Raw genomic sequence first — 22394 nt, forward strand, 5'->3', positions numbered from 1 at the left:
TCACTCACCAACCACGATGAGGTTGTCGCAGGCCTTGCCCTCGATGGCGCAGAGCGCGCGATAGACCGCCAGCGCCTTCTTGGCGTCGAGGATGTTGATGACCTCGCCCTTTTCGTTGATGTCGACGTTGCTGCCGAAGATGGCGAACCAGACGTCGGCGATCTCCTCGGCGTCCTCGGCCACGCACAGGGTGTGGATGGAATGCGCCGGCTCGTACAGGTAGGAACCGGCCTTGTTCACCTTGTCCGGGTATTCCTTGTAGAACCACTCGCCCTGCAGGGTGACGGCGAACACCGGGCCGGTGTGGTAGTGGGTGTCGACGCCGAAGCCCGGCTTCATGCGGGTGCGGTTGATCCACAGGTTCTGGTTCAGGTCCACGTGCAGGAGCTGGATGGTCGAGCCGTCCGGCAGGCTGACCCAGGGCAGGTCGTCTTCCAGCAGCAGGATGGCTTCGCGGGCGTGTTCGCGGGGTACGACCGGGCCTGCCTGCATGGCGGCGAGGAATTCCAGGGCGGCGTTTTTGGTCTCACTCATCGGGTTTCTCCAATCTTGTTGTGGTGTCGCGGGCTTGTCGTTCGTGTTGCGGGGTCAATCTCGAAGCGAGCGCTGCCCGGGCGCCCGCCATGACGGAACGGGCACCGGGAGAACATCCTTCGGGAATCGGGTCGTGGCGCGGCCGGGCTCAGTGGCCGAGCCGGGACGTCATCACTGCTCGGCCTGCTTGAGGATCTGCTCCTTGAGCTTGTCGAAGCTCAGCGACATGCCTTCCTGCGCCGGCGGGAACTCCTTGAAGGTCTTCAGGTGCTCGACGATCAGGCCGGTCATCGCGTGGAACACATGGGCCTTCTTCTGCACCATGTGGGTACGCGGGCCGGGCGCCTGGTCGTAGCTCTCGAAGGGGTCCTGGCGGATATTGAACAGCCACGGGATTTCCAGCGTCGTGGTGCTGCCGTAGTAGCCGTCGCGGGTATAGAAGTGGGCCTTCCACTGGTTCAGGCGCACCGCCTGCAAGCGGCTCTCGGAGTAGTAGAACAGGGCGTTGCGCGCCGACTGCTCCTGCTTGCCCTGCCAGTAGTCCAGGTTGTTCAGGCCGTCGATGTAGTTCTTCTTCACCACGCCGGTGCCGAAGTCGTCGCCCTTGGCCAGGCGCTCGCGCACGTCGGGCACGCCGGCGGCGACGGCCAGGGTGGTGAACACGTCCTCGTGCGACTGGATGCCGTTGAGCTCCGCGCCCGCCGGGATACGGCCCGGCCAGCGGGCCATCATCGGCACGCGCACACCGCCTTCCCAGGTGGTCATCTTGCTGCTGCGGTAGGGGGTGGTGGCGCCCTCGGGCCAGGTCTCGTGTTCCGGGCCGTTGTCGGTCGAATAGACCACGATGGTGTTGTCGGCCACGCCCAGGTCTTCGAGCTTCTTCAGTACCGCGCCGACATCGTTGTCGTGTTGCAGCATGCCGGCGCAGTGCACATCCTCGCCGCTGGTGTACTGCTTGCAGCGCTCCAGGTACTCGGCGGGGGCATGGGTGTAGACGTGCATGCGCGTGGTGTTGATCCAGGCGAAGAACGGCTTCTTCTCCTGCACCGCCTTGTCCATGAAGGTGAAGGACGCCGCGGTGAACTCCTCGTCCACCCGCGTCATCCGCGCGCGGGTCAGCGGCCCGGTGTCCTCGCAGCGCTGCTTGCCCCACTTGCCGAAGCGCGGGTCATCTCCCGACGGATCGCCGCCCGACTGCTCCTTGTCGGTGGCGTAGCAGTGCAGCACGCCGCGTGGGCCGAATCGCTCCTTGAATTTCGTATCGGTCGGGTAGTCGACATCCTCCGGCTCCTCCTCGGTATTGAGGTGGTAGAGGTTGCCGAAGAACTCGTCGAAGCCGTGCACCGTCGGCAGGTGCTCGTTGCGGTCGCCCAGGTGGTTCTTGCCGAACTGGGCGGTCGCGTAGCCCTGGCTCTTCAGCACCTGGGCCAGGGTCACGGTCTGCGGCTTGAGCCCCACCGGGCCGCCCGGCAGGCCCACCGCGGTCATCCCGGAACGGATCGGCAACTGCCCGGTGATGAAGGCGGCCCGCCCCGGGGTGCAGCTCGGCTGGGCGTAGTGGTCGCTGAAGATGGCGCCTTCCTTGGCTATCCGATCGATATTGGGCGTGCGATAGCCCATGGCGCCACGGCTGTAGGCGCTGAGGTTCCAGAAACCGACGTCGTCGCCCCAGATGACCACGATGTTCGGCTTGTCCGCCGGCTTCGCGAAGGACACCGTCGGCAGCAGCGATACCCCCATGGCCAGGGCGATGGCGCGCAGGCCGGGCAGCCTGCGGAGGCGCTTCAGGGCCGGCGGGACGAGTGGAGTTATCGAGCCATGGCTCATCTTGTTGTTCTCCTGGTGCAGGTACGGGGTGTCGAAGGCGTTGCCCGGCACCCTTTCAAATGGGCGGCTTGCCGCGTACCACGCAGCGAAAGCCGACGTGGCTGGTGGAGGTGTCGACCGGCTCGGCATGGCGCGCGGCCGGGCGATAGCGGAGGCAGTAGTTGGGCGCGCACAGGTGCGAACCGCCCTTGAGCACCTTGCGCGGAATGCGGATATGCGGCTGACGGGGATCATGGCTGTCGTGCTCGCGGCCGCCCCGTGGGTTCTTCGGGATGCAGCACGGCTTGGCCGCGTCCGCCTGGTGCTGCGCCGAATACCAGTCCGCGGTCCATTCCCAGACATTGCCGATCATGTCGTAGAGGCCATGGCCGTTCGGTGCGAAGGCGCCCACTGGCGAGGTGCCGGCGAAACCGTCGCTCTCCAGGTTCTCGTGGGGGAAAGTGCCCTGCCAGGTATTGGCCAGGTGCAGGCCACCGGGCGAGAGCTCGTCGCCCCAGGCGTACTCGGCGCCATCGAGCCCGCCGCGCGCGGCGAACTCCCATTGCGCCTCGGTCGGCAGCTCCTTCCCCGCCCAGCGGGCATAGGCGAGCGCGTCGGCATGGGCGACATGCACCACGGGATGGTCGTCGAGCCCGTCGAGGCTGCTGTGCGGGCCATGCGGATGGCGCCAGTCGGCGCCCTTCATGAAGTGCCACCACTGGCCCCAGTCGCGCAGGTCGACGGGCTGCGCAGGCGCCACGAACACCAGCGATCCCGCGTACAGCATGTGCGACAGCGCGCCGGGATAGTCCTGCGCCCTGGGCGGGATTTCCGCTACGGTGACGTGACCGGTCTCGCGCACGAAGCGGGCAAACTCACGGTTGGTGACGGGCGTGCGGTCGATCCAGAAGCCGTCGACGGTCACCCGATGGGCAGGGGCTTCCTCCGGGTAGTGGTTGTCCGACCCCATCAGGAAGGTCCCGCCGGCGATCCAGGCCATCTCCGGATGCACAGGTCGATCGCCTCTGGCCATGGCCACGTACTGCTTGGCGGCCTGGTCGGCCTGGGGCGTCTCGATCATTGCTGTTCTCCGAAGCTTGCTTATCATCGGACGCGCAGGCATCGTCGCCCGTATCGATCACGACAATGCCCAGGCCCACCCGCCGCAGATCCACGCCCGTTGGGAGCTGGAGCGGATGCGTCCGACGGCCACATGAGACTCCAGGCGGCCAACGGAGAACATGCTCGAAACTGACAATAATCGACCAGAAGTCGCCAAAAACCTGCCCCGCCGCCTCCACCACGGCGCCATGGGCCAGGTGCTGCAGCGCTTCCTCGGCCAGCACGGCGAAGACCGGGCGTTCGACCTGATGCAACTGGAACAGCTCTGGCAGCAGGCCGCGTCGATCGACCCGGCCATCGGCCTGCACCTGTTCTCCCACTTCACGCCCAGGGACCGCTACATCCTGGTCTACCTCGCCCTCGCCAGCGCCACCTGCGGCCAGGCCCTGCGCTTCTGGGAGCGCTACGCCGTGCTCGGCACCGAGCTGGAACAGCGCCCGATCCTGTTCGAGACCGCGGAGCAGATCGGCATGGAAGTGCGGATAGAAGGCTCGGACAACCTGCGCCGGCATGTCGGGGAACATTGCCTGGTCATGACCATGACCCAGATCCGCGAAGGCTGTATCCAGCCGGTGCTGCCGCGACGCGCCGAGTTCGCCTGGCCGCGCCCGGCCTATCACGCCGAATACGAGCAATGGTTCGGTCCCTCGCTGCACTTCTCCAGCCAGCGCACCTGCCTGCTGTTCGACAAGGACGTGCTCGACCAGCCGATGCGCGGCCATCACCCGGGGCTCGCCGAACTGATCGCCAGCGGCCTGGAACAGCGCCTGGCGCGCCAGCAACAGTTCGGCGGCCACGCCGCCAAGGTGGCGGAGCATGTCCGCAGGGCCCTGAGAGTGGGCAGACAGGCCAGCCTGGAAAGCGCCGCCGAGGCCCTGCACCTGAGCCCGCGCACCCTGCACCGCCGCCTGCGCGAGCAGGGCCTGAGCTTCCGCCACGTACTCGCCTCGGTGCGCTCCGAACTGGAACAGAACCTGGAACTGCAGGGGCTGAGCCGCAGCCAGATCGCCGAGCAACTGGGCTACGCCGACAGCATCGCCTACCTGCGCGCCCGCAAGCGCTGGCAGGAGCACAAGGAAGACTGATCACAACGTTTCCGTGCGGGAGCCCTGGCGGTGCGCACGGCACACCCTACAAAAGCGTCATGAGCGGCCCTCTCACTCCTGGGCCAACTCCTCCAACCGGTCCTGGTCGAGCACCACGATGCGTCCGTACCTCTGCTCGATCAGGCCTTCCTGCTCCCACTTCTTGAGCAACTGGTTGATCCGCTGGCGGGTGGTACCAAGGAGCTGTGCCAGGGTCTCCTGGGACAGGCGCAGCTCGATATTGAGCCCGCCCTGGGGCATCGGCGAGCCGAAGGCCGAGGCCAGCGCCATCAGGCGGCTGGCGAAGCGCTGCTCCAGCGACTGGGTGGAAAAGGCCTCGAAGCCGACCAGCAGCGCGCGCATCTGCGAGCTCTGCAGGTGCAGCAGAAACCGACAGAAAGGCGGATGGCGGGCGATCAGGGTTTCGAGGTCCGCCGGGGTGATCTGCAACACCAGGGAGGCTGTGACCGCCTGGGCGTCGTGGGCGCGCGGCAGGCCATCGAGGGCCGATACCGCACCGATCCAGCAGCCCGGCTCGTAGAAGTTCAGCACCGCCTCCAGCCCATCGCGGGAGGTGCCGCTCACGCGCAGCGACCCCTCCAGCACGATGTACAGCCCGTCGGGCTTGTCGCCCCGGCGGAACAGGGTCTGCCCCGCCGCCAGGCGGCGCTGTCGTCCATGGATCAGCACGTCGTTGCGGACGACGTCCGACAGAGCGGCGAACTCGGGGTTGGCCAGCAACGCACGATGGTGGTTTTCCGACAGCACCGAAGGGGAAGTCATACCTGATTCACCCGCATCTCCGTAGTGCAAATTCCCGACAGTCTTCTGCGACCTCTCGCCGCACCATTCTCCGGCGATCGTGGAGACCGCACAAGCCGATCGATACCGTGCGCACCTCCCCTCCACTACAACAACAAATCGCCCGGAGACCACCATGCACGCCCGCGCCACCTTCACCCGCATGGAAGACAGCACCAAGGAAGACTTCGACATCATCGTTCCCGAAGCCATGGCCTACGCCCAATCCCTGCCGGACCGGGTACTGGCCCACCTGAAGCTGCTGCAAGGCGACTTCGGCGGCTGGCCCATCGACCGCTACGACCATTGCCTGCAGACCGCCACCCTGGCGCTGCGCGACGGCCGCGACGAGGAATACGTGGTCTGCGCCCTGCTGCACGACATCGGCGACAGCCTCGGCTGCTACAACCACGCCGACATCGCCGTCGCCATCCTCAAGCCATTCGTGTCCGAAGCCAACCTGTGGATGATCGAGAACCACACGGTGTTCCAGGGTCACAACTTCTTCCACCACGTGGGCCTGGATCGCAACAAGCGCGACAAGTTCAAGGGGCACCCCTACTACGAGCGCGCCGCCGAATTCGTCGAGAAATACGACAACCCGGCCTTCGACCCGAACGGCGAGATCCTGCCGATCGAAACCTTCGAACCCATGCTGCGCCGCCTGATGGCACAACCCAGGCGCTCGGTCTACCTCGAAGACGAACAGGTCGGCGCGCGCTGACGGCGTACCCGTCCCCTCCATTCACATGACAAGAAGAGCCCAACGATGACTACCCTGCACAGCATCCCCAGCGTCAAGGACCAGGTTTGCGCCGAAGAATGGCAACTGCGCGTCGACCTCGCCGCCTGCTACCGCCTGGTCGCCCTGTACGGCTGGACCGACATGGTCTTCACCCACATCAGCGCCCGCGTGCCCGGCCCCGAGCACCACTTCCTGATCAACCCCTACGGACTGATGTTCGACGAGATCACCGCCTCCAACCTGATCAAGATCGACCAGGACGGCAACAAGATCCTCGACACGCCCTACCACGTGAACCGCGCCGGCTACACCATCCACAGCGCCATCCACGACGCGCGCCATGACATCCAGTGCGTGCTGCACACCCACACCCGCGCCGGCGTGGCGGTGAGCGCGCAGAAGTGCGGCATCCTGCCGATCAGCCAGCAGTCCACCTTCGTGCTTTCCTCCCTGGGCTACCACGACTACGAGGGCGTGGCCCTGCGCGAGGACGAGAAGCCGCGCCTGCAGGCCGACCTCGGCGACAAGCTGTTCTTCATGCTGCGCAACCACGGCCTGCTCACCGTGGGCCGGACCGTGGCCGACGCCTTCCTCAACATGTACACCTTCGAGAGCACCTGCCAGATCCAGCTCTCGGCCCAGGCCGGCGGCGAGTTGATCGAAGTCGACCCGCAGATCATCGAAGGCGTGGCCGAGGTCGCCAGCAAGCAGACCAGCGGGCTCGGCGGCGAATTCGTCTGGCCGGCGCTGCTGCGCAAGCTGGACCGACTCGACACCAGCTACCGCAACTGAGGAATCCACCGATGCCCTACAAGGCCTGCATCGCCCTCTCGCGCCGGGTGCCCGAGATCCTGCTGGAGCGCCTGCGCGAGCACGCGGACATCCGCATGCCCGAGTCCGACGCGCCGCCCGACCTCGTCAGCCTGATGCGCGAGGCCGACTATGCCCTGGTCATTCCCGGCGACCGGGTCGACCGCGCCCTGCTGGACGCCTGCCCGCGGCTGAAGATGGTCAGCACCGTCAGCGCCGGCTTCGACCACATCGACGTCGACGCCTGCACCGCCTGGAACGTGCGGGTCTGCAACACGCCCGGCGCGGTGGTGGCCTCCACCGCCGACATGGCCTTCGCGCTGCTGTTGTCGGCGGCGCGGCGTGTCGTCGAGGCCGACGCCTTCGTGCGCGCCGGTCGCTGGAACAAGGAGGCGGCGCCGCTCTTCGGCATGGATGTACACCACAAGCGCATGGGCATCATCGGCCTGGGCCGCATCGGCATGGAGCTGGCCAAACGCGCACGGGGCTTCGACATGGACGTCGCCTACCACAACCGGCGCCGGCTGAGCCCTGAAGAAGAAGAGCGCCTCGGCGTGCGCTACCTCAACCTCGACACCCTGCTGGAGCAGAGCGACGCGGTGATGGTGCAGGTGCCCTACGGGTCGGCCACCCACCACCTGATCGGCGCACCACAACTGGCGCGCATGAAACCCTCCGCCGTGCTGGTGAACACCTCGCGCGGCGGCGTGGTGGACGACGCGGCCCTGGCCGAGGCCCTGCGCCAGGGCCGGATCGCCGCAGCCGGGCTGGACGTCACCGAGGGCGAGCCCGAGGTGCACCCCGAACTGCTGAAACTGCCCAACGTGGTGCTCACGCCCCACAGCGGCGCCTCCACCCGCGAGACCCACCTGCGCATGACCCTGGAGGCGTTCGACAACCTGCTCGACGCCATCCACGGCGAACCGCTGCGCAACTGCGTCAACCCAGCGAAGAAGGAAGAATCCGCATGAGCGTTCACAGCGTCATCATCGTCTGGCTAAAGGAGCCGACCAACGAAGAACACATCGCCAGGCTGACCCGGGCCTGCGAAAGCCTGCGCGACATCCCCGGCGTGCGCGAGGTGCGTTTCGGGCCGCGCGCGGAACTCGACCGGGTCAGCCCGGCCGACGACACCTTCGACTTCGGCACCATCGTCACCTTCGACTCCCTGCAGGCGGCCCGCGACTACGGCCCGCACCCCATCCACCAGCAGGCGGCGCAGGTCAACCTGCAACTGGTGGAACGCTTCCACAGCTTCTACTTCGAGACCTGATCCACCCTCTCCCCCCACCCCTCTCCCGTAAACGGGAGAGGGGTGACTCGCGCCACAGCGCGTAGCCCGGATGCAATCCGGGGAAACCGGCAACTCCCACCTCCCGGATTGCATCCGGGCTACAGGCCTGCCGGATATTTCCGCGTGGGAAACCCTTGAGGTGCACGCGGCGCACCCTGCAAAAGCGCCCGCAACGCGCCTCCCGACTCACACGGACCAGCGGCCTCCGAGACTGCAAATTCCTGACAGTCCCGGTCGGGAAAGACCTCCACCATGTCCGCATAAAGACAACAAAAGGAGGCCTTCAAGGTGCTCATTCCGTGGTTCCGCTCCATCCCCGGCACATGCCCGTCCACACGTCGCACGTTCGCTCCCCGGTGATCCACCCGGCAACCACGCCCTGACTGCCACGGCTTCCTATCGCCTTGCCCAGGAGTCTCTCCATGCCCTCCATTGCCATTCCCGTTGCCGAGCAGGCCGCGCCTTCCGACATGGGCGCCGTCTACCGCAAGATCACCCTGCGGCTGATCCCCTTCCTGTTCATCTGCTACCTGATGAACTTCATCGACCGCGCCAACATCGGCTTCGCCCAGTTGCAGATGAAGACCTCGCTGGACTTCAGCGATGCCGTCTATGGCCTCGGCGCCACCGTATTCTTCGTCGGCTACGTGCTGTTCGAAGTGCCGAGCAACATGCTGCTGCAACGCCTCGGCGCCCGGATCACCCTCATGCGCATCATGGTGCTGTGGGGCCTGGCCTCCACCGCCACCATGTTCGTCGAGACCCCGACGCAGTTCTACATCGTGCGCTTCCTGCTCGGCGTGTTCGAAGCGGGCTTCTTCCCCGGCGTGGTGCTCTACCTCACCTTCTGGTATCCGCCGGAGCGTCGCGGCCAGGTGCTCGGGCTGTTCTGCACCGCCCAGGTGGCGGCGGCCTTCGTCACCAGCCCGGTGTCCGGCTGGATCCTGCAGAACATGCACGGCCTGTACGGCTGGGAAGGCTGGCAGTGGATGTTCCTGATCGAGGGCTCGCCCACCATATTGCTGGGCCTGCTGGTGTTCTTCCTGCTGCCCAACGGCCCGAAGGATGCCAAGTGGCTGACACCGGAAGAACGCGAACGGGTACAGCAGGCCCTGCGCCCGGACCCCATCACCGGCGAACACAGCGAGACGAAGGGCGCCCTGAGCTGTGTGTTCCGCAACCCGCTGGTCTACCTGCTGGCGTTCGGCGCCTTCGTCGCCGGCTGCGCGGGTTACTTCCTGGCCTTCTGGACCCCGACCATCATCAAGGAACTGGGTATCTCCAACCTGCAGATGGTCGGCATCTACGCGGTCATCCCCAACTTCTTCGGGCTGTTCGCCATGATCTGGTACGGCCGCCGCTCGGACCGCCATAACGAGCAGCGCCTGCACTGGAGCTTCGCCTTCATGCTCGCCGCCGCCGGCTTCCTGGGCCTGAGCTGGGCCATCAGCGCCGGCAGCCTGCCGTGGACCATCGTCGGCATCACCGTGGGCGGCTGCGGCCTGGTGGCGGCGACCCCGGTGTTCTGGTCCATGGTCACCCGCTACCTGGCCAAGGAACACGCCGCGGTGGGCATCGCCTTCATCAATACCCTGGCCAGCATCGCCGGCATCAGCCCGGCGGTGGTCGGCCTGATCAAGACGCAGACCGGCAGCCTGAGCGGCGCCATCTACATCCTCTGCGCGATGTTCGTGCTCGCCGCCGTCGCCATGGCGCTGGGCATGCGCAAGGCCCTTTCGACTCCCCCCGACGCCAGCCAGCGATAACCCGCTATCGCCTGCCATGCCCGAAACGCCCTGGCAGGCGATGCCCCGCCACACCACCGGCACGCTGCCGGTGGCGGATGGCGGCCACCCGAGCCAGAGCGCACGCCCCATCGTCCGCTCCCCTGACCGAGAATCGCCATGAGTGACAGTCATTTCTTCTCCCAGTCCTATGCCGAGGCCCGCGACAAGTTCCTCAGCGCCGCCGATGCCCGGGGCCTGGCAGTGCAGAGCCATGTGCACCCGCTACGCGGCCGCGATGGCGAAACCCTGGCCATCGACGTGGCGCGCTTCGGCGCGGCCGACGCCAAGGCGCTGCTGCTGCTCAGCAGTGCCTGCCACGGGGTGGAAGGCTTCTGTGGCTCGGGGGTGCAGAACGCGCTGCTGGCCGATCCGGATTTCCACCAGCAGGCCCAGGCGGCGGGTGTCGCCGTGCTCTACGTGCATGGCGTGAACCCCTGGGGCTTTTCCTGGTGGCGGCGCTGGACCGAGGACAACGTAGACCTCAACCGCAACTTCCTCGACTTCCACGCCCCGCGCGAACTGCCCGCCAACCCGGGTTACGACGCGCTCGCCGACGCCATCGTGCCCGACCGCTGGCCCGCGCCGGAGGCCGATGCCGCGCTCTGGGCCTATGCCGCCGAGCACGGCATGCCGGCGATCCAGGCGGCCATCTCCGGCGGCCAGTACAACCACCCGCACGGCCTGTTCTATGGCGGCGACCGGCCGACCTGGAGCAACCACGGCATGCGCCGGATCCTGGCCGAGCATGGCCGGCAGTGCGCCCGCCTGGGCTGGATCGACCTGCACACCGCCCTGGGCCCCTGCGGCCATGGCGAGCGGATTTTCGCCGGCCCGGACGACCAGGCCGCCCTGGCGCGCGCCAGGTCCTGGTGGGGCGATTGCGTGACCTCGATGCACGACGGCAGCTCGTCGTCCGCCTACCTGACCGGCGTGATGCTCGGCGCGGCGCGGGATGAATGCCCGCAGGCCGAGTTCACCGGCATCTGGCTCGAGTACGGCACCGTCCCCTCGGAAGAAAGCTGCATGGCACTGCGCGCGGACCAATGGCTGCAAGCCCATCCCGACACCGACGAGGCGACCCGCACGGCTATCCGGAAGCGTGTGCGCGACGCCTTCTACGTCGACAACGACGCGTGGAAGACCCGCATCGTCGAGCAGGGGCTGGAAGCGGCCAGGCAGGCCGTGGCCGGACTCTCCATGGCATGACCCGGCGCCGCCGGGCTGCAAATTTCTGACAGATTCGCCGCGCGTTGGAGAAGAAGATGCGCGACCAAAAATAAGAAGGAGCCTATAGACATGAATACTCCGTGGACTCGCTCGTACCCTGCAGGCGTGCGCTGGGACGCCGAACTGCCCCTCTCCGGCGTGCTGCACATGCTGGACAGCGCCGTGCAGCGCTGGCCCGAACGGCCGGCCATCGACTTCATGGGCAACAAGCTCAACTACCGCGAACTCTCCGCGCTGATCGACCGCGCCGCCGCCGGCCTGCAACGCCTCGGCGTCAAGCCGGGCGTGCACGTCGGCCTGTTCCTGCCCAACGTTCCGCAGTACGTCATCAGCTTCTTCGCCATCCTCCGTGCAGGTGGCACGGTGGTGAACTATTCGCCGCTGGATGCCGGCAAGGTCCTCGCCCACAAGATCGAGGACAGCCAGACCGACATCCTCATCACCCTCGACCTGGCCACGCTCTACCCGACCATGGCCTCGATGCTCTCCAACACCCGCCTGCGCACCCTGGTGGTCGGCTCGCTTGGCGAGTTCGGCGGCCTGCCCGAGCAGATCCAGGCGCAGTTGCTGCAGGAAGGCCAGGTCAGCAACGTGGCGTACGGCGACCGCTGCCAGTCCTTCGCCCAACTGCTGGACAACGACGGCCAGTACCAGCCCTACCCGCTGGAAGACCCGACGACGACCCTGGCCGTGCTGCAATACACCGGCGGCACCACCGGCCTGCCCAAGGGCGCCATGCTGACCCATGCCAACCTGAGCTCGGCCGCGGCGCAGGTGGTGATGACCAACATCGACAACGACAAGCTCATGCACGAGGGCCGCGAAAGCATCCTGGTGGTACTGCCGTTGTTCCACGTCTACGCCATGGTCTGCTGCCTGCTGTTCCCGATCGCCGCCGGCGCCGAGATGCGCCTGCACACCCGCTTCGACGCCGGCACCGTGATGCGCGAGATCCATGAGCACCGGGTGAGCTGCTTCCCCGGCGTGCCGACCATGTTCACCGCCCTGATCAGCCATCCCCAGGTGCGGGACTACGACCTGCACTCGCTGAAGGTCTGCGCCTCCGGCGGCGCGCCGCTGCCGGTGGAACTGATGCAGCAATTCCGGGCGCTGACCGGTTGCCAGCTCACCGAAGGCTGGGGCATGACCGAGACCTGCACCGGCGGCACCTTCACCCCGGCGGGCAACTACAAGGCCGGCTCCTGCGGCATCCCGCAGATCGGCGTGACCATCAAGCTCCTCGACACCGAGGACCCGGCGCGCAGCGTGCCCCTGGGGGAGAACGGCGAGATCGTCATCAGCGGGCCGAACATCATGTGCGGCTACTGGAACAACCCCGCCGCCACCCGCGAGAGCTTCACCGAGGACGGCTTCTTCCGTACCGGCGACGTCGGCTACATGGACGAGGACGGCTTCATCTACATCGTCGACCGCACCAAGGACATGCTCCTGTGCGGCGGCTTCAACGTCTATCCGCGGGTGATCGAGGAAGCGATCTACGCCCATCCGGCGGTGGAAGAAGTGATGGTGCTCGGCATTCCCGACGAATACCGCGGCCAGTCGCCCAAGGCCTACATCAAGCTGCGCTCTGGCCACGCGCCCTTCACCCTCGACGAGCTCAAGGCGTTCCTCAAGGACCGCCTGGGCAAGCACGAGATGGTTCAAGCCCTGGAGTTCCGCTCCGAGTTGCCCAAGACACCGGTGGGCAAGCTGTCCAAGCAGATGCTCAAGGAAGAAGTGGAAGGTCGGCGCAGCAATACGCCGGCCTGATCGCCCCTCAAGGACAAGGAGCCAAACATGGCTACCGCAATGCTCGCATCACTGGTCGCTCCGTTCCGCTGCAGGCCGGACGAACGCCGCCCCTCGCCACTGCTGCTCGCCCTGGAGAGCCGCGCCACGCTGGAATGGGCGGCCACGCCCCTGGCCCTGCCCTGGCTGCTGCGCAACGTCCCGCGTGGCGACGGGCATGCGGTCCTGGTACTGCCCGGACTGCTGGCCGGCGACAGCTCCACCGTGCCGCTGCGACGCTTCCTGCGTAACCGCGGCTACCAGACCCACGGCTGGAAGCTGGGAATCAACCGTGGCCCGCTGCCGGGCGTGGCGGAGAAACTGCTCGCCAGCCTGCGCGAACTGCACGAAAGCTCCGGGCGCAAGGTCAGCATCATCGGCTGGAGCCTGGGCGGCCTCTACGCACGGGAACTCGCCCGCGCCGAGCCCGACCGGGTACGCCAGGTGATCACCCTCGGCAGCCCGCTGTACGGCGCCCCGGAAACCAGCACCAACGCCTGGGAAATCTACCGCCTGGCCAGCCGCCGGCACGTGGAAGAGAAATTCGTGCGCCACGAGGAGCCGCCACCGGTGCCGACCACCTCGGTCTACAGCCGCGCCGACGGCGTGGTCGGCTGGGGCGGCAGCGTCGAACACAGCGGTCCGCAGACCGACAACATCGAGATCAACTGCGCCAGCCACATGGGCCTCGGCGTCAACCCGCTGGTCTGGTACGCCCTCGGCGACCGCCTGGCACAACCCGAAGACGCCTGGACGCAGTTCCGTCCGCGCGGCCTGAATCGGCTCCTGTACCCGTTCCGCGCCCCCACGCGCTGAACCGGCCCGTCTGCATCCGGAGGCACCATGAACCACCTGAACGGAATGGACGCGATGTTCCTGCACTGCGAGTCGGCCGAAATGCCCTTGCACGTAGGCTCTTTCCACGTACTGGAACTGCCCGAGGGCTACGCCGGCGACTTCTACGAAGACGTCAAGGCCTTCATCGGCGAACGCATGCACCTGGCCAGCGTGTTCACACGCAAGCTGGCCAACATGCCCTTCGACCTGTCCGACCCTGTCTGGGTGGAAGACGAAGACATCGACCTCGAACACCACATCCGCCACGTCACCCTGCCCAAGCCCGGCAGCAACCGGCAACTGGAACAGACCGTGGCGCGCCTGCACTCCAGCCTGCTCGATCGCAGCCGGCCGCTGTGGGAGCTGTACGTCATCGACGGGCTGCGCAACGAGCGCGAGGTGGCCTTCTTCGTCAAGCTGCACCACGCCGGCATGGACGGCCAGGCGGGCATCGAGATGGGTCGCGCGATCTTCGACGGCGTGCCCAGCGGACGCAAGGTCAAGCCGCCACGACCCAAGCTGCGGCGCAACCAGTACCAGTTGGGCGTGGCCGAACTGGCCGGCGCGGCGGTGCTCAACACCGGGCGCCAGTACATCAAGCTGGCCAAGATGGTGCCCGACATGCTGCGCGCGGCCAGGCACCTGCTGCCGGCCAAGGGCGAGGACGGCAAGCGCAACTGGTTCCTGCTCAAGCCGAGCGGGCTGGTGGCGCCGCGCACCCCGCTCAACGTCAGCATCACCAACCAGCGCAGCTTCGCCGGACGCACCGTGCCGATGGCGGATATCAAGCGGATCGCCAAGGCCCTCGAGGTATCCTTCAACGACGTGGTGATGGCCACGGTCTCCGGCGCCCTGCGCCGCTACCTGAAGGACAGCGAGGAACTGCCGGGCCGCTCGATGAGCGCGGCGGTGCCGGTGAGCCTGCGCGAACTGGGCGACGACACCGCCAACAACCAGGTGAGCATGCTGGTCATGGACCTGGTCACCAGCGAGGCCGACCCACTGAAACGCCTGCGCCGGATCAGCAGCGCGGCGACCCAGCGCAAGGCGTCGCTGAACAACTTCAAGTCGATCATCCCCAACGACTTCCCGATCTTCGCCGCGCCCTGGCTGATCTCCGGCCTGGCCTCCATGTACGGCCGCTCGCGCATGGCCGACTGGCTGCCGCCGCCGTCCAACCTGGTGATCTCCAACGTGGCCGGCATCCCCGCGCAGATCTACTTCGCCGGCGCCAAGGTGGTCAGCTACTACCCGGTGTCCATTCCCTGCCACGGCATGGCGCTCAACGTCACGGTGGCCAGCTACAACGGGCGCCTGGACTACGGCCTGATCGCCTGCCGGCGGGCGCTGCCGGACCTCAACGAACTGGGCGACCACCTGCTGGCCGAACACCGCCTGCTGCTCGAACTGGCCAACGCCCAGGCAGAGGCCCCCAGCGAGCCGGCCAAGGCCAAAGCCAAGGCCGCTCCCCGCCCCAAGGCCAGCCCCCTGGTCAAGGCCACGCCCCTGCCCAAGGCCAGCCGCCCGGCCAAGGCCGCGCCCAAGGCGAAGGCCAAGCCGGCACCGGCGACAACCGGCAAGGCGAGCCTCGAGCAAGAGCCAGCCAGCGGCACCAAGCAAGCCCTGTGACCGCTCCGGGGCCATGTGCCCCGGGCGTTCCGCCGACATCGCGTGTGGAGCCTTTTCGCGCCGAGCCAGCAAGGAAAAATCTGAAAGCCCACCCGGCGCAATGATGCTGAACTAAATAAGAAGTGGTCGGAGCCATCGACCCTCCAGTGGAGACGCAGCATGCATGACGAACTAGCCCATCTCGACGCCACCGCCCAGGCCCGCCTGGTCGAGCGTCGGGAAATCACTCCGCTGGAGCTGGTCGACGCGGCGATCGCCCGCATCGAACGCTTCGACCCACGGATCAACGCCGTGGTCTCGCGCCAGTTCGAGCAGGCCCGCGAACGGGCGCGGGGAGCGCTGCCCGAGGGGCCGTTCCGCGGTGTGCCGTTCCTGCTCAAGGACCTCTCCAGCGGCGCCGAACGGGGCGCGCCGCTGACCTACGCCTGCCGCCTGGGAGCCGACAACCTCGCCGACCACGACACCGAACTGGTGCGCCGCTACAAGGCCGCCGGCCTGGTGATCGTCGGCCGCAGCAACACCCCCGAGTTCGGCATCACGCCGACCACCGAACCCGCGCTGTTCGGCCCCTGCCGCAACCCCTGGAGCCTGGACCACTCGTCCGGCGGCTCCAGCGGTGGAGCGGCCGCCGCCGTGGCCGCGCGGCTGGTGCCCCTGGCCCACGCCACCGACATCGGCGGCTCGATCCGCATCCCCGCCTCGGCCTGCGGCGTGTTCGGCCTCAAGCCGAGCCGTGGCCGCAACCCTTCCGGCCCCAAGGTCGGCGAAGGCACCGGCGGGCTGCCCGGCGAACACTGCTGCTCGATCTCGGTACGCGACAGCGCGGCGCTGCTCGACGCCACCTCGGCGCCCGACTTCGGCGCGCCCTACGTCGCCCCGTTCAAGTCGCGCCCCTACCTCGATGAACTCGACGCACAGCACAGCCGGCTGCGCATCGGCGTGATGCGCGCGCCGTTCGGCGGCCAGCCCGTGCATGCCGACTGCCTGGCCGCCGTCGAATCCGCCGCCGTGCTGTGCCGCGAACTGGGCCACGAGGTCCGCGACATCGCCCCGCGCGTCAGCGACATGCCGGCCGTCGCCGAAGCCTTCTTCAGGCTGTTCGTGGTCTCCGCCGCACTGCACCTGAAAAGCCTGGAAGGCATGGTCGGCCGCCCGGCCGGCGAAGGCGACATCGAACCCCTGACCCGCGCGGTGGTATCCCTCGCCGGCCAGGTATCGGGAACCGACTTCGTCCTCGCCCAGCGCACGCTGCAGCGCATGTCCCGGGAGATCGCCGCGCTCCACGACGACCACGACCTGCTGCTCAGCCCGACCATGGCCCAACCGCCGATGGCCATCGGCGAGATCGCCTACCAGGCCGGGGAACCCCTCGAAGACTATTTCGCCCGCTCCGGCCCCTATGCGGCCTTCACCGCCGTGTTCAACGCCACCGGCCAGCCGGCGATGAACGTGCCGCTGCACTGGAACGCAACCGGACTGCCGATCGGCGTGCAGTTCGCCGCACGCCTCGGCGACGAGGCCAGCCTGTTCCGGCTGGCCGCCGAACTGGAACGCGCCCGCCCCTGGGCATCGCGCCTGCCGCCACTCATCCTCTGAGCGCCAACGCATGGCAGGTCCGAGACAGCATCCACGCGGAGTCAAGATCATGAGCAACAAGGTTCGCGTTCTGCATTCGAACGCCATCCCCCGCCAGCCGGCCCCCGGGCTGCCACGCCTGCCGGCCGCGCATATCGCCCGCCCACGCCTGGCCCAGCGACTGCTGGCCAGCGATTGCCGGCTGACGCTGCTCAGCGCGCCGGCCGGTTGCGGCAAGAGCGTGCTGCTCAACGAATGCGCGCGCCAGGCCGCCCCAGGCACCCGGGTGGCATGGCTCGACCTGCGCGGCCAGCCGCTGGCGCCGGCCGAACTGCTCACCCGGCTGGCCACCGCCCTGCAACTGGCGCCCGGCGAAGGCACGACGCAGGCGGAGATGGGCCAGTTGCTCTCCCGCGTCGAACACCCCCTGTGGATCTTCATCGACGACTACCCGCCCCAGGCCAGCAGCGAGCTGGACGCCTGCCTCGAACACCTGCTGGACCACTCGCCCCACCACCTGCGCTGGTGGGTCGGCGCGCGGCAGCGCCCGGACTGGAACCTGCCGCGCCTGCTGCTGCAAGGCGACCTGCTGGAGCTGGACGCCTCGGCACTGGCCCTGGACGACGCGGAGCTGCTGCAACTGTTGCAGCAGCGCGGGCTGGAGCTGCCCGAAACGCTGCGGGAACAACTGCAGCGGCAGAACGAAGGCTGGCTGGCCGGCATCTGCCTGCTGCTCGACAGCGACACGCAATACCTGTCGCAACGCCTGGCCTCCGGCTCGCCACTGCTGCGCGACTACATCCAGCGCGAAGTGCTGTCCGGCCTGCCCGAGCCGCTGCTGAACGCGCTCGGCATCCTCGCCCACATGCCGCGCTTCAATGCGGAGCTATGCGAGCAGGTGCTGGACGAAAACGGCGCCGAGACCCTGCTGGCCTTGCAGCAACGCCAGCTCCTGCGCGGCCTGGGCAGTGGCGACGAATGGTTCCGCCTGGCCTACCCATTGGCCACCGCGCTCAAGCGCCGCCCTGGCTACAAGCCGCCCCTGCAGGCCCATGCGCGCGCCTGCCAGTGGTTCGCGGAGCACGGCGGCGGGCGCGAGGCGGCGGAACACGCCCTGTGGGCCGGACAGCCGGAAGTGGCGGCCCGCCACCTGCAACGCTGCGGCGAGGATCAGATGATGATCGGCCACAGCGCCACGCAATTCCTGCAATGGCGCGACGAACTGCCGGCCAGCCTGTTCACCAGCACGCCACGGCTGATCATCCTGCAAGCCTGGGCGCTGATCATCTGCGCGCGGCTCGACGAAGTGCCGGCCTGCATCGACGGGATGTCGCGCTTCCTGCCGCAGCCCTGCGCCTCCCGCCAGAAGCGGCTGCTCGGCCAGTACCAGGCCGTGATCGGCGTCCTGGAGCGCCAGCAGGGCCTGGCCAGCGCGCGCCAGCACTGCCTGGAGGCCATGTCCGAACTGTGCGAAGCGGCCTGGTCGCAACGCATCCTGTGCAACCAGGCCCTGGCCCAGCAGGCCATGGTCGAGCACGACCTGGAAGCCGCCGAACGCTGCATCCTGGATGGCCTGAGGCTGGCCCGGCAGCACGGCAACCTGCGCTTCGAAGCCTTGATCACCACCGAGGCCGTCCACCTGCTGGCCCTGCGCGGCGAACACAACCGCGCCCGCGAGCAGGCCGAACAGATGCTGCAGGACCTGCGCAACGCCGGCATGGAAGGCCCGATGACCGCCCGCCTGACCCTGCTGCGCGGCAGCCTGCTGGCGGCCCAGGGCATCGACGGGCAGGCCGACGTGGCCCTGCACGGCGGGCTGGAAAAAGCCGAGCGCTACGAAGACGCCTACCTGCTGTTCGGCTACCAGGAACTGATCGACCTGGCCAGCGAACACGCCGACTTCGAGCATGCCCGGCGCCTGCTGCAACAGGCCGAACGGCAGATGCACCGGCTGCAGGTGCCCGAAGTGCGCTACCGCGAAGTGCTGCAACTGGCCCAGGGCCGGCTCTGGCTGCACCAGGGCGAACCACGCAGGGCCCTCGAAGTGAGCCAGGCGGTGCTCCAGCGCCTGCAGGCCAACCCGTTGCTGGCCCCCGCCGGCTTCTACGAACTGCTGCCGCGCGCGCGCCTGCTGCACGCCCAGGCCAGCCTGCGACTCGGCCAGCCCCTCGCCGCCATCGACGAATTGCAGGCGCTGCTGGAAGACTGCGGCCGGGCCGGCCAGCGCAGCCTGGCCTGCGAATGCCGCCTGGCCCTGGCCGAAGCCCTGTACCTCGGCCGCCAGCCGGATGCCGCCGCCACCCACCTGCAGCAGGCCGTGGCCGAATGCCGCGACCTCAACCTGCTGCAACCCTTGCAGGCCCTGAACCGCCGCCAGTCCGACTGGCTGCAGGCCTGCTCGCCGCAACTGGCCAAGCCGCACTGGCGCCAGCTCCTGCAACCCGAGGAGCCGGCCGCCCCGGTGCAGGAGTCACCGCTCAGCCAGCGCGAGCAGGCCGTGCTGGAACTGATCGCCCAGGGCTGCTCCAACCTGCAGATCGCCGAGGAACTGCACATCTCCCTGCACACGGTGAAAACCCACGCGCGGCGGATCAACATCAAGCTCGGCGTGGAGCGCCGCACCCAGGCCCTGGCGCGGGCCAAGGCCGAGGGCTGGCTCAAGTGACGGCCGCCCTCAGGGCCTGGGTGCGCCGCCAGGCCGCCGGCGGCAGCCCGTATTCGCGACGGAAGGCCCTGCTGAACGCCGTGTCGGTCTGGTAGCCCACATCCTCGGCGATGCGCGCCAGCGGGGCGTTGCTGTGGCAGAGGAGATTGGCGGCCAGCATCATGCGCCACTGTGTCAGGTACTGCATGGGTGAGCTTCCCACCAGGTTCTGGAAGCGCTCGGCCAGCACCGAGCGCGAAGTACCCGAGGTGCGCGCCAGCTCGTCCAGCGTCCAGGCGTGGGAAGGGTCCTTGTGCAGCGCGTTCAGCGCTGCGCCGACGATCCGGTCGCCCACCCCCGCCAGCCAGCCGGTGCGCCCCTCGCCCTGCTCGTTCATGTACAGGCGCAGCACCTCGATGAACAACACCTCGGCGAGCTTCGCCAGCACCCCGGCGCCGCCCGGACGGGGCGAGCGCGCCTCGGCCAGCGCATAGCGCACCGACGCCTCCAGCCAGATGCCGGCACTCGATCCGCGCACATTGACCCTCACCAGCGGCGGCAACCCGGCCAGCAGCATCTTCGCGAGCCGGGCATCGCAGGCCAGGTAGCCGCACACCAGGCGCGTGGTCGGCCCACCACCGCCATAGGCGAGCTGGCGCGGCCGGCGCAACAGCACGGCGTCCAGGCGCGCGCCGGAAGCAGGCGGGAGCCCCGGCTGGGAGGCCATGCGATGCGCGTCGCCCAGCGGGAAAATGATGGCGTCGCCGGCGACCAGATGCACCGACGGCTCCTTGCCGAGCTCGACGTAGCACTCGCCTTCGGTGATCAGGTGGAAGATCACCACGCGCTCAGCGCCAGGCTCCAGCAGCGACGCCACCGAGTCGGCGCGGGGCGATTGATAGCACCAGGGCGCGGTGAACCGGGCATTGATGAAGATGGCCCCGACCAGGCGCACGACCCGCAGGGTTTCCGACAAGGCATCCATCAGCTACCGACGACCTCGACGCGCAGAACGATCGGCACCGCCTCCTGCAACGCACAGGAAACCGGCGACAGGCGCTGGCTCTCCTCGACCAGCGCGCGCAAGCACTCGGCCGGAACCCCGGGCGCGGCGATCCTCACCAGCAGGTGCACCTCCTGCGGCCCGGCGGTCACCGTCGCGCCATCGGCGGCCGCAAGTCCCAGCAGGCCGCACATGTCCGAGCGGCTGCTGGCCACCACCTCGAGCGATTGCAGCTCGATCCCCGCACAGGCCGCGGCCATGGCGGTCCGCGTGGTGGCACACGCGGCAAGTCCGGCCCGCAGCAGCCAGCCCGGCGTAACCTGATCGCCGCTGCCACCCAGTTCGGTCGGCAGGTCGGTCAGGACCCGCGAACCGTTCGCATGACTGGCGACCACCCGCGTGCCGCCGCTCCAGCTCGCCGTGGCCGGGGCATCGTCGTGCAGGCCCGCCTCGGGGCGCCGCCGCAAGACCGACTCCGCTCGCTGCAATGCTGCCGCAATGTCCTCGCTCGCCATGGCTGGTCTCCGCGTCGGCCGGGTATCTGCAAAGTGTGGCACGTCGACACGACACGCCCAGTGCCACAGCCATGCGCAACCGCCCGGCCTGATGAATGGACGTTCGTCAGGCGGCAAACCCGGACGATCGGGCAAGGATGGCCGACGCTCAGGCAGGACGCCCGCCGCGGCCGAACGCAACAATCTCGCGGCCCGCGACGCCTTCGTCACGGGCCCATAAACCCAAGGCGCCGGGCGCGGGGCCTGACGGCCGGCATTCCGCGCAACAGGTCGCCATCATCATTCCGGCATGCTTGCCGGTACACATGGAGCCTGAAACCATGAACACTGCCGTCGATTTCAACGCACTGAAAAGCCGCCAGATGGCCGCCTGGGCGAGCGGGGACTATGCCGTGATCGGCACCACCCTGCAGCTCGTCGGGGAACTGCTGGCCGAGGCGTGCGACCTGCGTTGCGATGAACGAGTGCTCGACGTGGCCGCCGGCAACGGCAATGCCACACTCGCCGCCGCGCGTCGGGGATGCCGGGTGACCTCGACCGACTACGTGGCCGCCCTGCTCGAACGCGCCGAGGAACGGACGCGGGCGGAACACCTCCCGGTGATCTTCCAGGTCGCCGATGCCGAGGAACTACCCTTCGCGGACGAGAGCTTCGACGCGGTGCTGTCGACCTTCGGCGTGATGTTCGCGCCCGACCAGGCGCAGGCGGCGGCCGAACTGGCGCGGGTATGCCGTCCGGGGGGACGGATCGGCCTGGCCAACTGGACGCCCGAAGGCTTCATCGGCCAGATGTTCAAGACACTGGGACGCCACCTGCCGCCACCGGCCGGCGTGCAACCGCCTTCGCTCTGGGGCACCGAGGCGCACCTGCAATCGCTGTTCGGGGAACATGCCGCCGACATCGCGATCACCCGGCGGCTGTTCAACTTCCGCTATCGCTCGGCCGCGCACTTCATCGAGGTCTTCCGCACCTGGTACGGCCCCGTCCACAAGGCCTTCGCAGCCCTGCCGAGCGAAAGTGCCGTGGCACTGGAGCACGATCTGGTCGACCTGACGAACAGTCTCAACCGGGCCGGACCGGAGTCGCTGGTGGTGCCCAGCGAGTACCTCGAAGTGGTCGTCACTCGGCGCTGAAGCGCACCCCCTGGAGCGTCTGGCGCTCCAGGGGTGTTCCGAGAGTAGTTCACGGGGCC

At 68.1% G+C, this 22394-nt stretch carries 19 protein-coding genes; 13 read left to right on the forward strand and 6 right to left on the reverse strand.

Annotated elements, in window-relative coordinates; all coding sequences use genetic code 11:
• The 3 genes from PSEWESI4_RS13585 to PSEWESI4_RS13595 all read right to left on the reverse strand — a co-directional run bounded on the left by PSEWESI4_RS13585 (position 1) and on the right by PSEWESI4_RS13595 (position 3421).
• Positions 1 to 534, reverse strand: coding sequence for a 2,4'-dihydroxyacetophenone dioxygenase family protein (locus PSEWESI4_RS13585; RefSeq protein ID WP_187671740.1), 534 nt, complete (start codon positions 532 to 534; stop codon positions 1 to 3).
• Between the two features lie 171 nt (positions 535 to 705).
• Entirely contained in the window at positions 706 to 2361 is a 1656-nt protein-coding gene (locus tag PSEWESI4_RS13590) for an arylsulfatase (protein ID WP_210768850.1), read from the reverse strand.
• A gap of 55 nt (positions 2362 to 2416) precedes the next feature.
• The gene (locus tag PSEWESI4_RS13595) at positions 2417 to 3421 is read right to left on the reverse strand and encodes a formylglycine-generating enzyme family protein (RefSeq protein WP_235978937.1); all 1005 of its coding nucleotides are present in this window, start codon (positions 3419 to 3421) and stop codon (positions 2417 to 2419) included.
• Positions 3422 to 3581: 160 nt separating this feature from the next.
• Here PSEWESI4_RS13595 and PSEWESI4_RS13600 point away from each other — a divergent pair, with 160 nt between their 5' ends.
• Positions 3582 to 4547 (forward strand): AraC family transcriptional regulator ligand-binding domain-containing protein, encoded by a 966-nt coding sequence (locus tag PSEWESI4_RS13600; RefSeq protein WP_187671741.1) that lies wholly within the window; start codon positions 3582 to 3584, stop codon positions 4545 to 4547.
• 72 nt (positions 4548 to 4619) lie between these two features.
• Here PSEWESI4_RS13600 and PSEWESI4_RS13605 read toward each other — a convergent pair whose 3' ends face one another.
• Positions 4620 to 5330 carry a Crp/Fnr family transcriptional regulator gene (locus PSEWESI4_RS13605; RefSeq protein ID WP_187671742.1) on the reverse strand — a complete coding sequence of 237 codons (711 nt, stop codon included), beginning with the start codon at positions 5328 to 5330 and terminating at the stop codon, positions 4620 to 4622.
• A gap of 154 nt (positions 5331 to 5484) precedes the next feature.
• Here PSEWESI4_RS13605 and PSEWESI4_RS13610 point away from each other — a divergent pair, with 154 nt between their 5' ends.
• From PSEWESI4_RS13610 to PSEWESI4_RS13660, 11 genes are all read left to right on the forward strand, one after another.
• A complete protein-coding gene (locus tag PSEWESI4_RS13610) occupies positions 5485 to 6072 on the forward strand; it encodes an HD domain-containing protein (protein WP_187671743.1) in 588 nt (195 codons plus the stop codon).
• Between the two features lie 45 nt (positions 6073 to 6117).
• On the forward strand, positions 6118 to 6885 hold the full coding sequence (locus PSEWESI4_RS13615; RefSeq protein WP_187671744.1) for a class II aldolase/adducin family protein: 768 nt from the start codon (positions 6118 to 6120) through the stop codon (positions 6883 to 6885).
• A gap of 11 nt (positions 6886 to 6896) precedes the next feature.
• Entirely contained in the window at positions 6897 to 7874 is a 978-nt protein-coding gene (locus tag PSEWESI4_RS13620) for a 2-hydroxyacid dehydrogenase (protein WP_187671745.1), read from the forward strand.
• Complete coding sequence (locus PSEWESI4_RS13625) at positions 7871 to 8176, forward strand: Dabb family protein (RefSeq protein ID WP_187671746.1); 306 nt, start codon at positions 7871 to 7873, stop codon at positions 8174 to 8176. Before PSEWESI4_RS13620 ends, PSEWESI4_RS13625 begins: the two co-directional genes overlap by 4 nt.
• Before the next feature lie 443 nt (positions 8177 to 8619).
• The gene (locus PSEWESI4_RS13630) at positions 8620 to 9963 is read left to right on the forward strand and encodes an MFS transporter (protein ID WP_187671747.1); all 1344 of its coding nucleotides are present in this window, start codon (positions 8620 to 8622) and stop codon (positions 9961 to 9963) included.
• Positions 9964 to 10101: 138 nt separating this feature from the next.
• Entirely contained in the window at positions 10102 to 11190 is a 1089-nt protein-coding gene (locus PSEWESI4_RS13635) for a M14 family metallopeptidase (protein ID WP_187671748.1), read from the forward strand.
• A gap of 90 nt (positions 11191 to 11280) precedes the next feature.
• Positions 11281 to 12981: a long-chain-fatty-acid--CoA ligase gene (locus PSEWESI4_RS13640; RefSeq protein ID WP_187671749.1), complete on the forward strand. Its 1701-nt coding sequence runs from the start codon at positions 11281 to 11283 to the stop codon at positions 12979 to 12981.
• A gap of 27 nt (positions 12982 to 13008) precedes the next feature.
• Positions 13009 to 13815: an esterase/lipase family protein gene (locus tag PSEWESI4_RS13645; RefSeq protein ID WP_210768851.1), complete on the forward strand. Its 807-nt coding sequence runs from the start codon at positions 13009 to 13011 to the stop codon at positions 13813 to 13815.
• Positions 13816 to 13842: 27 nt separating this feature from the next.
• Entirely contained in the window at positions 13843 to 15465 is a 1623-nt protein-coding gene (locus PSEWESI4_RS13650; protein WP_187671750.1) for a WS/DGAT/MGAT family O-acyltransferase, read from the forward strand.
• A 159-nt stretch (positions 15466 to 15624) separates the two neighbouring features.
• Positions 15625 to 17061, forward strand: a complete 1437-nt coding sequence (locus PSEWESI4_RS13655) for an amidase (RefSeq protein ID WP_187671751.1) — start codon at positions 15625 to 15627, stop codon at positions 17059 to 17061.
• 49 nt (positions 17062 to 17110) lie between these two features.
• Complete coding sequence (locus tag PSEWESI4_RS13660; RefSeq protein WP_187671752.1) at positions 17111 to 19705, forward strand: LuxR C-terminal-related transcriptional regulator; 2595 nt, start codon at positions 17111 to 17113, stop codon at positions 19703 to 19705.
• Here PSEWESI4_RS13660 and PSEWESI4_RS13665 read toward each other — a convergent pair.
• Complete coding sequence (locus tag PSEWESI4_RS13665) at positions 19698 to 20669, reverse strand: AraC family transcriptional regulator (protein WP_187671753.1); 972 nt, start codon at positions 20667 to 20669, stop codon at positions 19698 to 19700. The two genes, PSEWESI4_RS13660 and PSEWESI4_RS13665, sit on opposite strands and share 8 nt — an antisense overlap.
• Complete coding sequence (locus PSEWESI4_RS13670; RefSeq protein WP_187671754.1) at positions 20669 to 21202, reverse strand: OsmC family protein; 534 nt, start codon at positions 21200 to 21202, stop codon at positions 20669 to 20671. Before PSEWESI4_RS13670 ends, PSEWESI4_RS13665 begins: the two co-directional genes overlap by 1 nt.
• Positions 21203 to 21522: 320 nt before the next feature.
• Between PSEWESI4_RS13670 and PSEWESI4_RS13675 the strand changes: the two genes are divergently transcribed.
• Positions 21523 to 22335 (forward strand): class I SAM-dependent methyltransferase, encoded by an 813-nt coding sequence (locus PSEWESI4_RS13675; RefSeq protein ID WP_187671755.1) that lies wholly within the window; start codon positions 21523 to 21525, stop codon positions 22333 to 22335.
• The last annotated feature ends 59 nt before the right edge of the window (positions 22336 to 22394 follow it).

The sequence above is a fragment of the Zestomonas carbonaria genome (genome assembly GCF_904061905.1).
Lineage (GTDB): Bacteria > Pseudomonadota > Gammaproteobacteria > Pseudomonadales > Pseudomonadaceae > Aquipseudomonas > Aquipseudomonas carbonaria.

What these genes read in the sequence shown, in the direction of transcription:
- PSEWESI4_RS13640 (WP_187671749.1), top strand. Translation starts at nt 11,281, where the DNA reads ATGAATACTCCGTGGACTCGCTCGTACCCTGCAGGCGTGCGCTGGGAC.
- PSEWESI4_RS13610 (WP_187671743.1), top strand. Translation starts at nt 5,485, where the DNA reads ATGCACGCCCGCGCCACCTTCACCCGCATGGAAGACAGCACCAAGGAA.
- PSEWESI4_RS13630 (WP_187671747.1), top strand. Translation starts at nt 8,620, where the DNA reads ATGCCCTCCATTGCCATTCCCGTTGCCGAGCAGGCCGCGCCTTCCGAC.
- PSEWESI4_RS13655 (WP_187671751.1), top strand. Translation starts at nt 15,625, where the DNA reads ATGCATGACGAACTAGCCCATCTCGACGCCACCGCCCAGGCCCGCCTG.
- PSEWESI4_RS13625 (WP_187671746.1), top strand. Translation starts at nt 7,871, where the DNA reads ATGAGCGTTCACAGCGTCATCATCGTCTGGCTAAAGGAGCCGACCAAC.
- PSEWESI4_RS13595 (WP_235978937.1), bottom strand. Translation starts at nt 3,421, where the DNA reads ATGATCGAGACGCCCCAGGCCGACCAGGCCGCCAAGCAGTACGTGGCC.
- PSEWESI4_RS13600 (WP_187671741.1), top strand. Translation starts at nt 3,582, where the DNA reads ATGCTCGAAACTGACAATAATCGACCAGAAGTCGCCAAAAACCTGCCC.
- PSEWESI4_RS13605 (WP_187671742.1), bottom strand. Translation starts at nt 5,330, where the DNA reads ATGACTTCCCCTTCGGTGCTGTCGGAAAACCACCATCGTGCGTTGCTG.
- PSEWESI4_RS13665 (WP_187671753.1), bottom strand. Translation starts at nt 20,669, where the DNA reads ATGGATGCCTTGTCGGAAACCCTGCGGGTCGTGCGCCTGGTCGGGGCC.
- PSEWESI4_RS13660 (WP_187671752.1), top strand. Translation starts at nt 17,111, where the DNA reads ATGAGCAACAAGGTTCGCGTTCTGCATTCGAACGCCATCCCCCGCCAG.
- PSEWESI4_RS13620 (WP_187671745.1), top strand. Translation starts at nt 6,897, where the DNA reads ATGCCCTACAAGGCCTGCATCGCCCTCTCGCGCCGGGTGCCCGAGATC.
- PSEWESI4_RS13670 (WP_187671754.1), bottom strand. Translation starts at nt 21,202, where the DNA reads ATGGCGAGCGAGGACATTGCGGCAGCATTGCAGCGAGCGGAGTCGGTC.
- PSEWESI4_RS13650 (WP_187671750.1), top strand. Translation starts at nt 13,843, where the DNA reads ATGAACCACCTGAACGGAATGGACGCGATGTTCCTGCACTGCGAGTCG.
- PSEWESI4_RS13615 (WP_187671744.1), top strand. Translation starts at nt 6,118, where the DNA reads ATGACTACCCTGCACAGCATCCCCAGCGTCAAGGACCAGGTTTGCGCC.
- PSEWESI4_RS13585 (WP_187671740.1), bottom strand. Translation starts at nt 534, where the DNA reads ATGAGTGAGACCAAAAACGCCGCCCTGGAATTCCTCGCCGCCATGCAG.
- PSEWESI4_RS13675 (WP_187671755.1), top strand. Translation starts at nt 21,523, where the DNA reads ATGAACACTGCCGTCGATTTCAACGCACTGAAAAGCCGCCAGATGGCC.
- PSEWESI4_RS13635 (WP_187671748.1), top strand. Translation starts at nt 10,102, where the DNA reads ATGAGTGACAGTCATTTCTTCTCCCAGTCCTATGCCGAGGCCCGCGAC.
- PSEWESI4_RS13590 (WP_210768850.1), bottom strand. Translation starts at nt 2,361, where the DNA reads ATGAGCCATGGCTCGATAACTCCACTCGTCCCGCCGGCCCTGAAGCGC.
- PSEWESI4_RS13645 (WP_210768851.1), top strand. Translation starts at nt 13,009, where the DNA reads ATGGCTACCGCAATGCTCGCATCACTGGTCGCTCCGTTCCGCTGCAGG.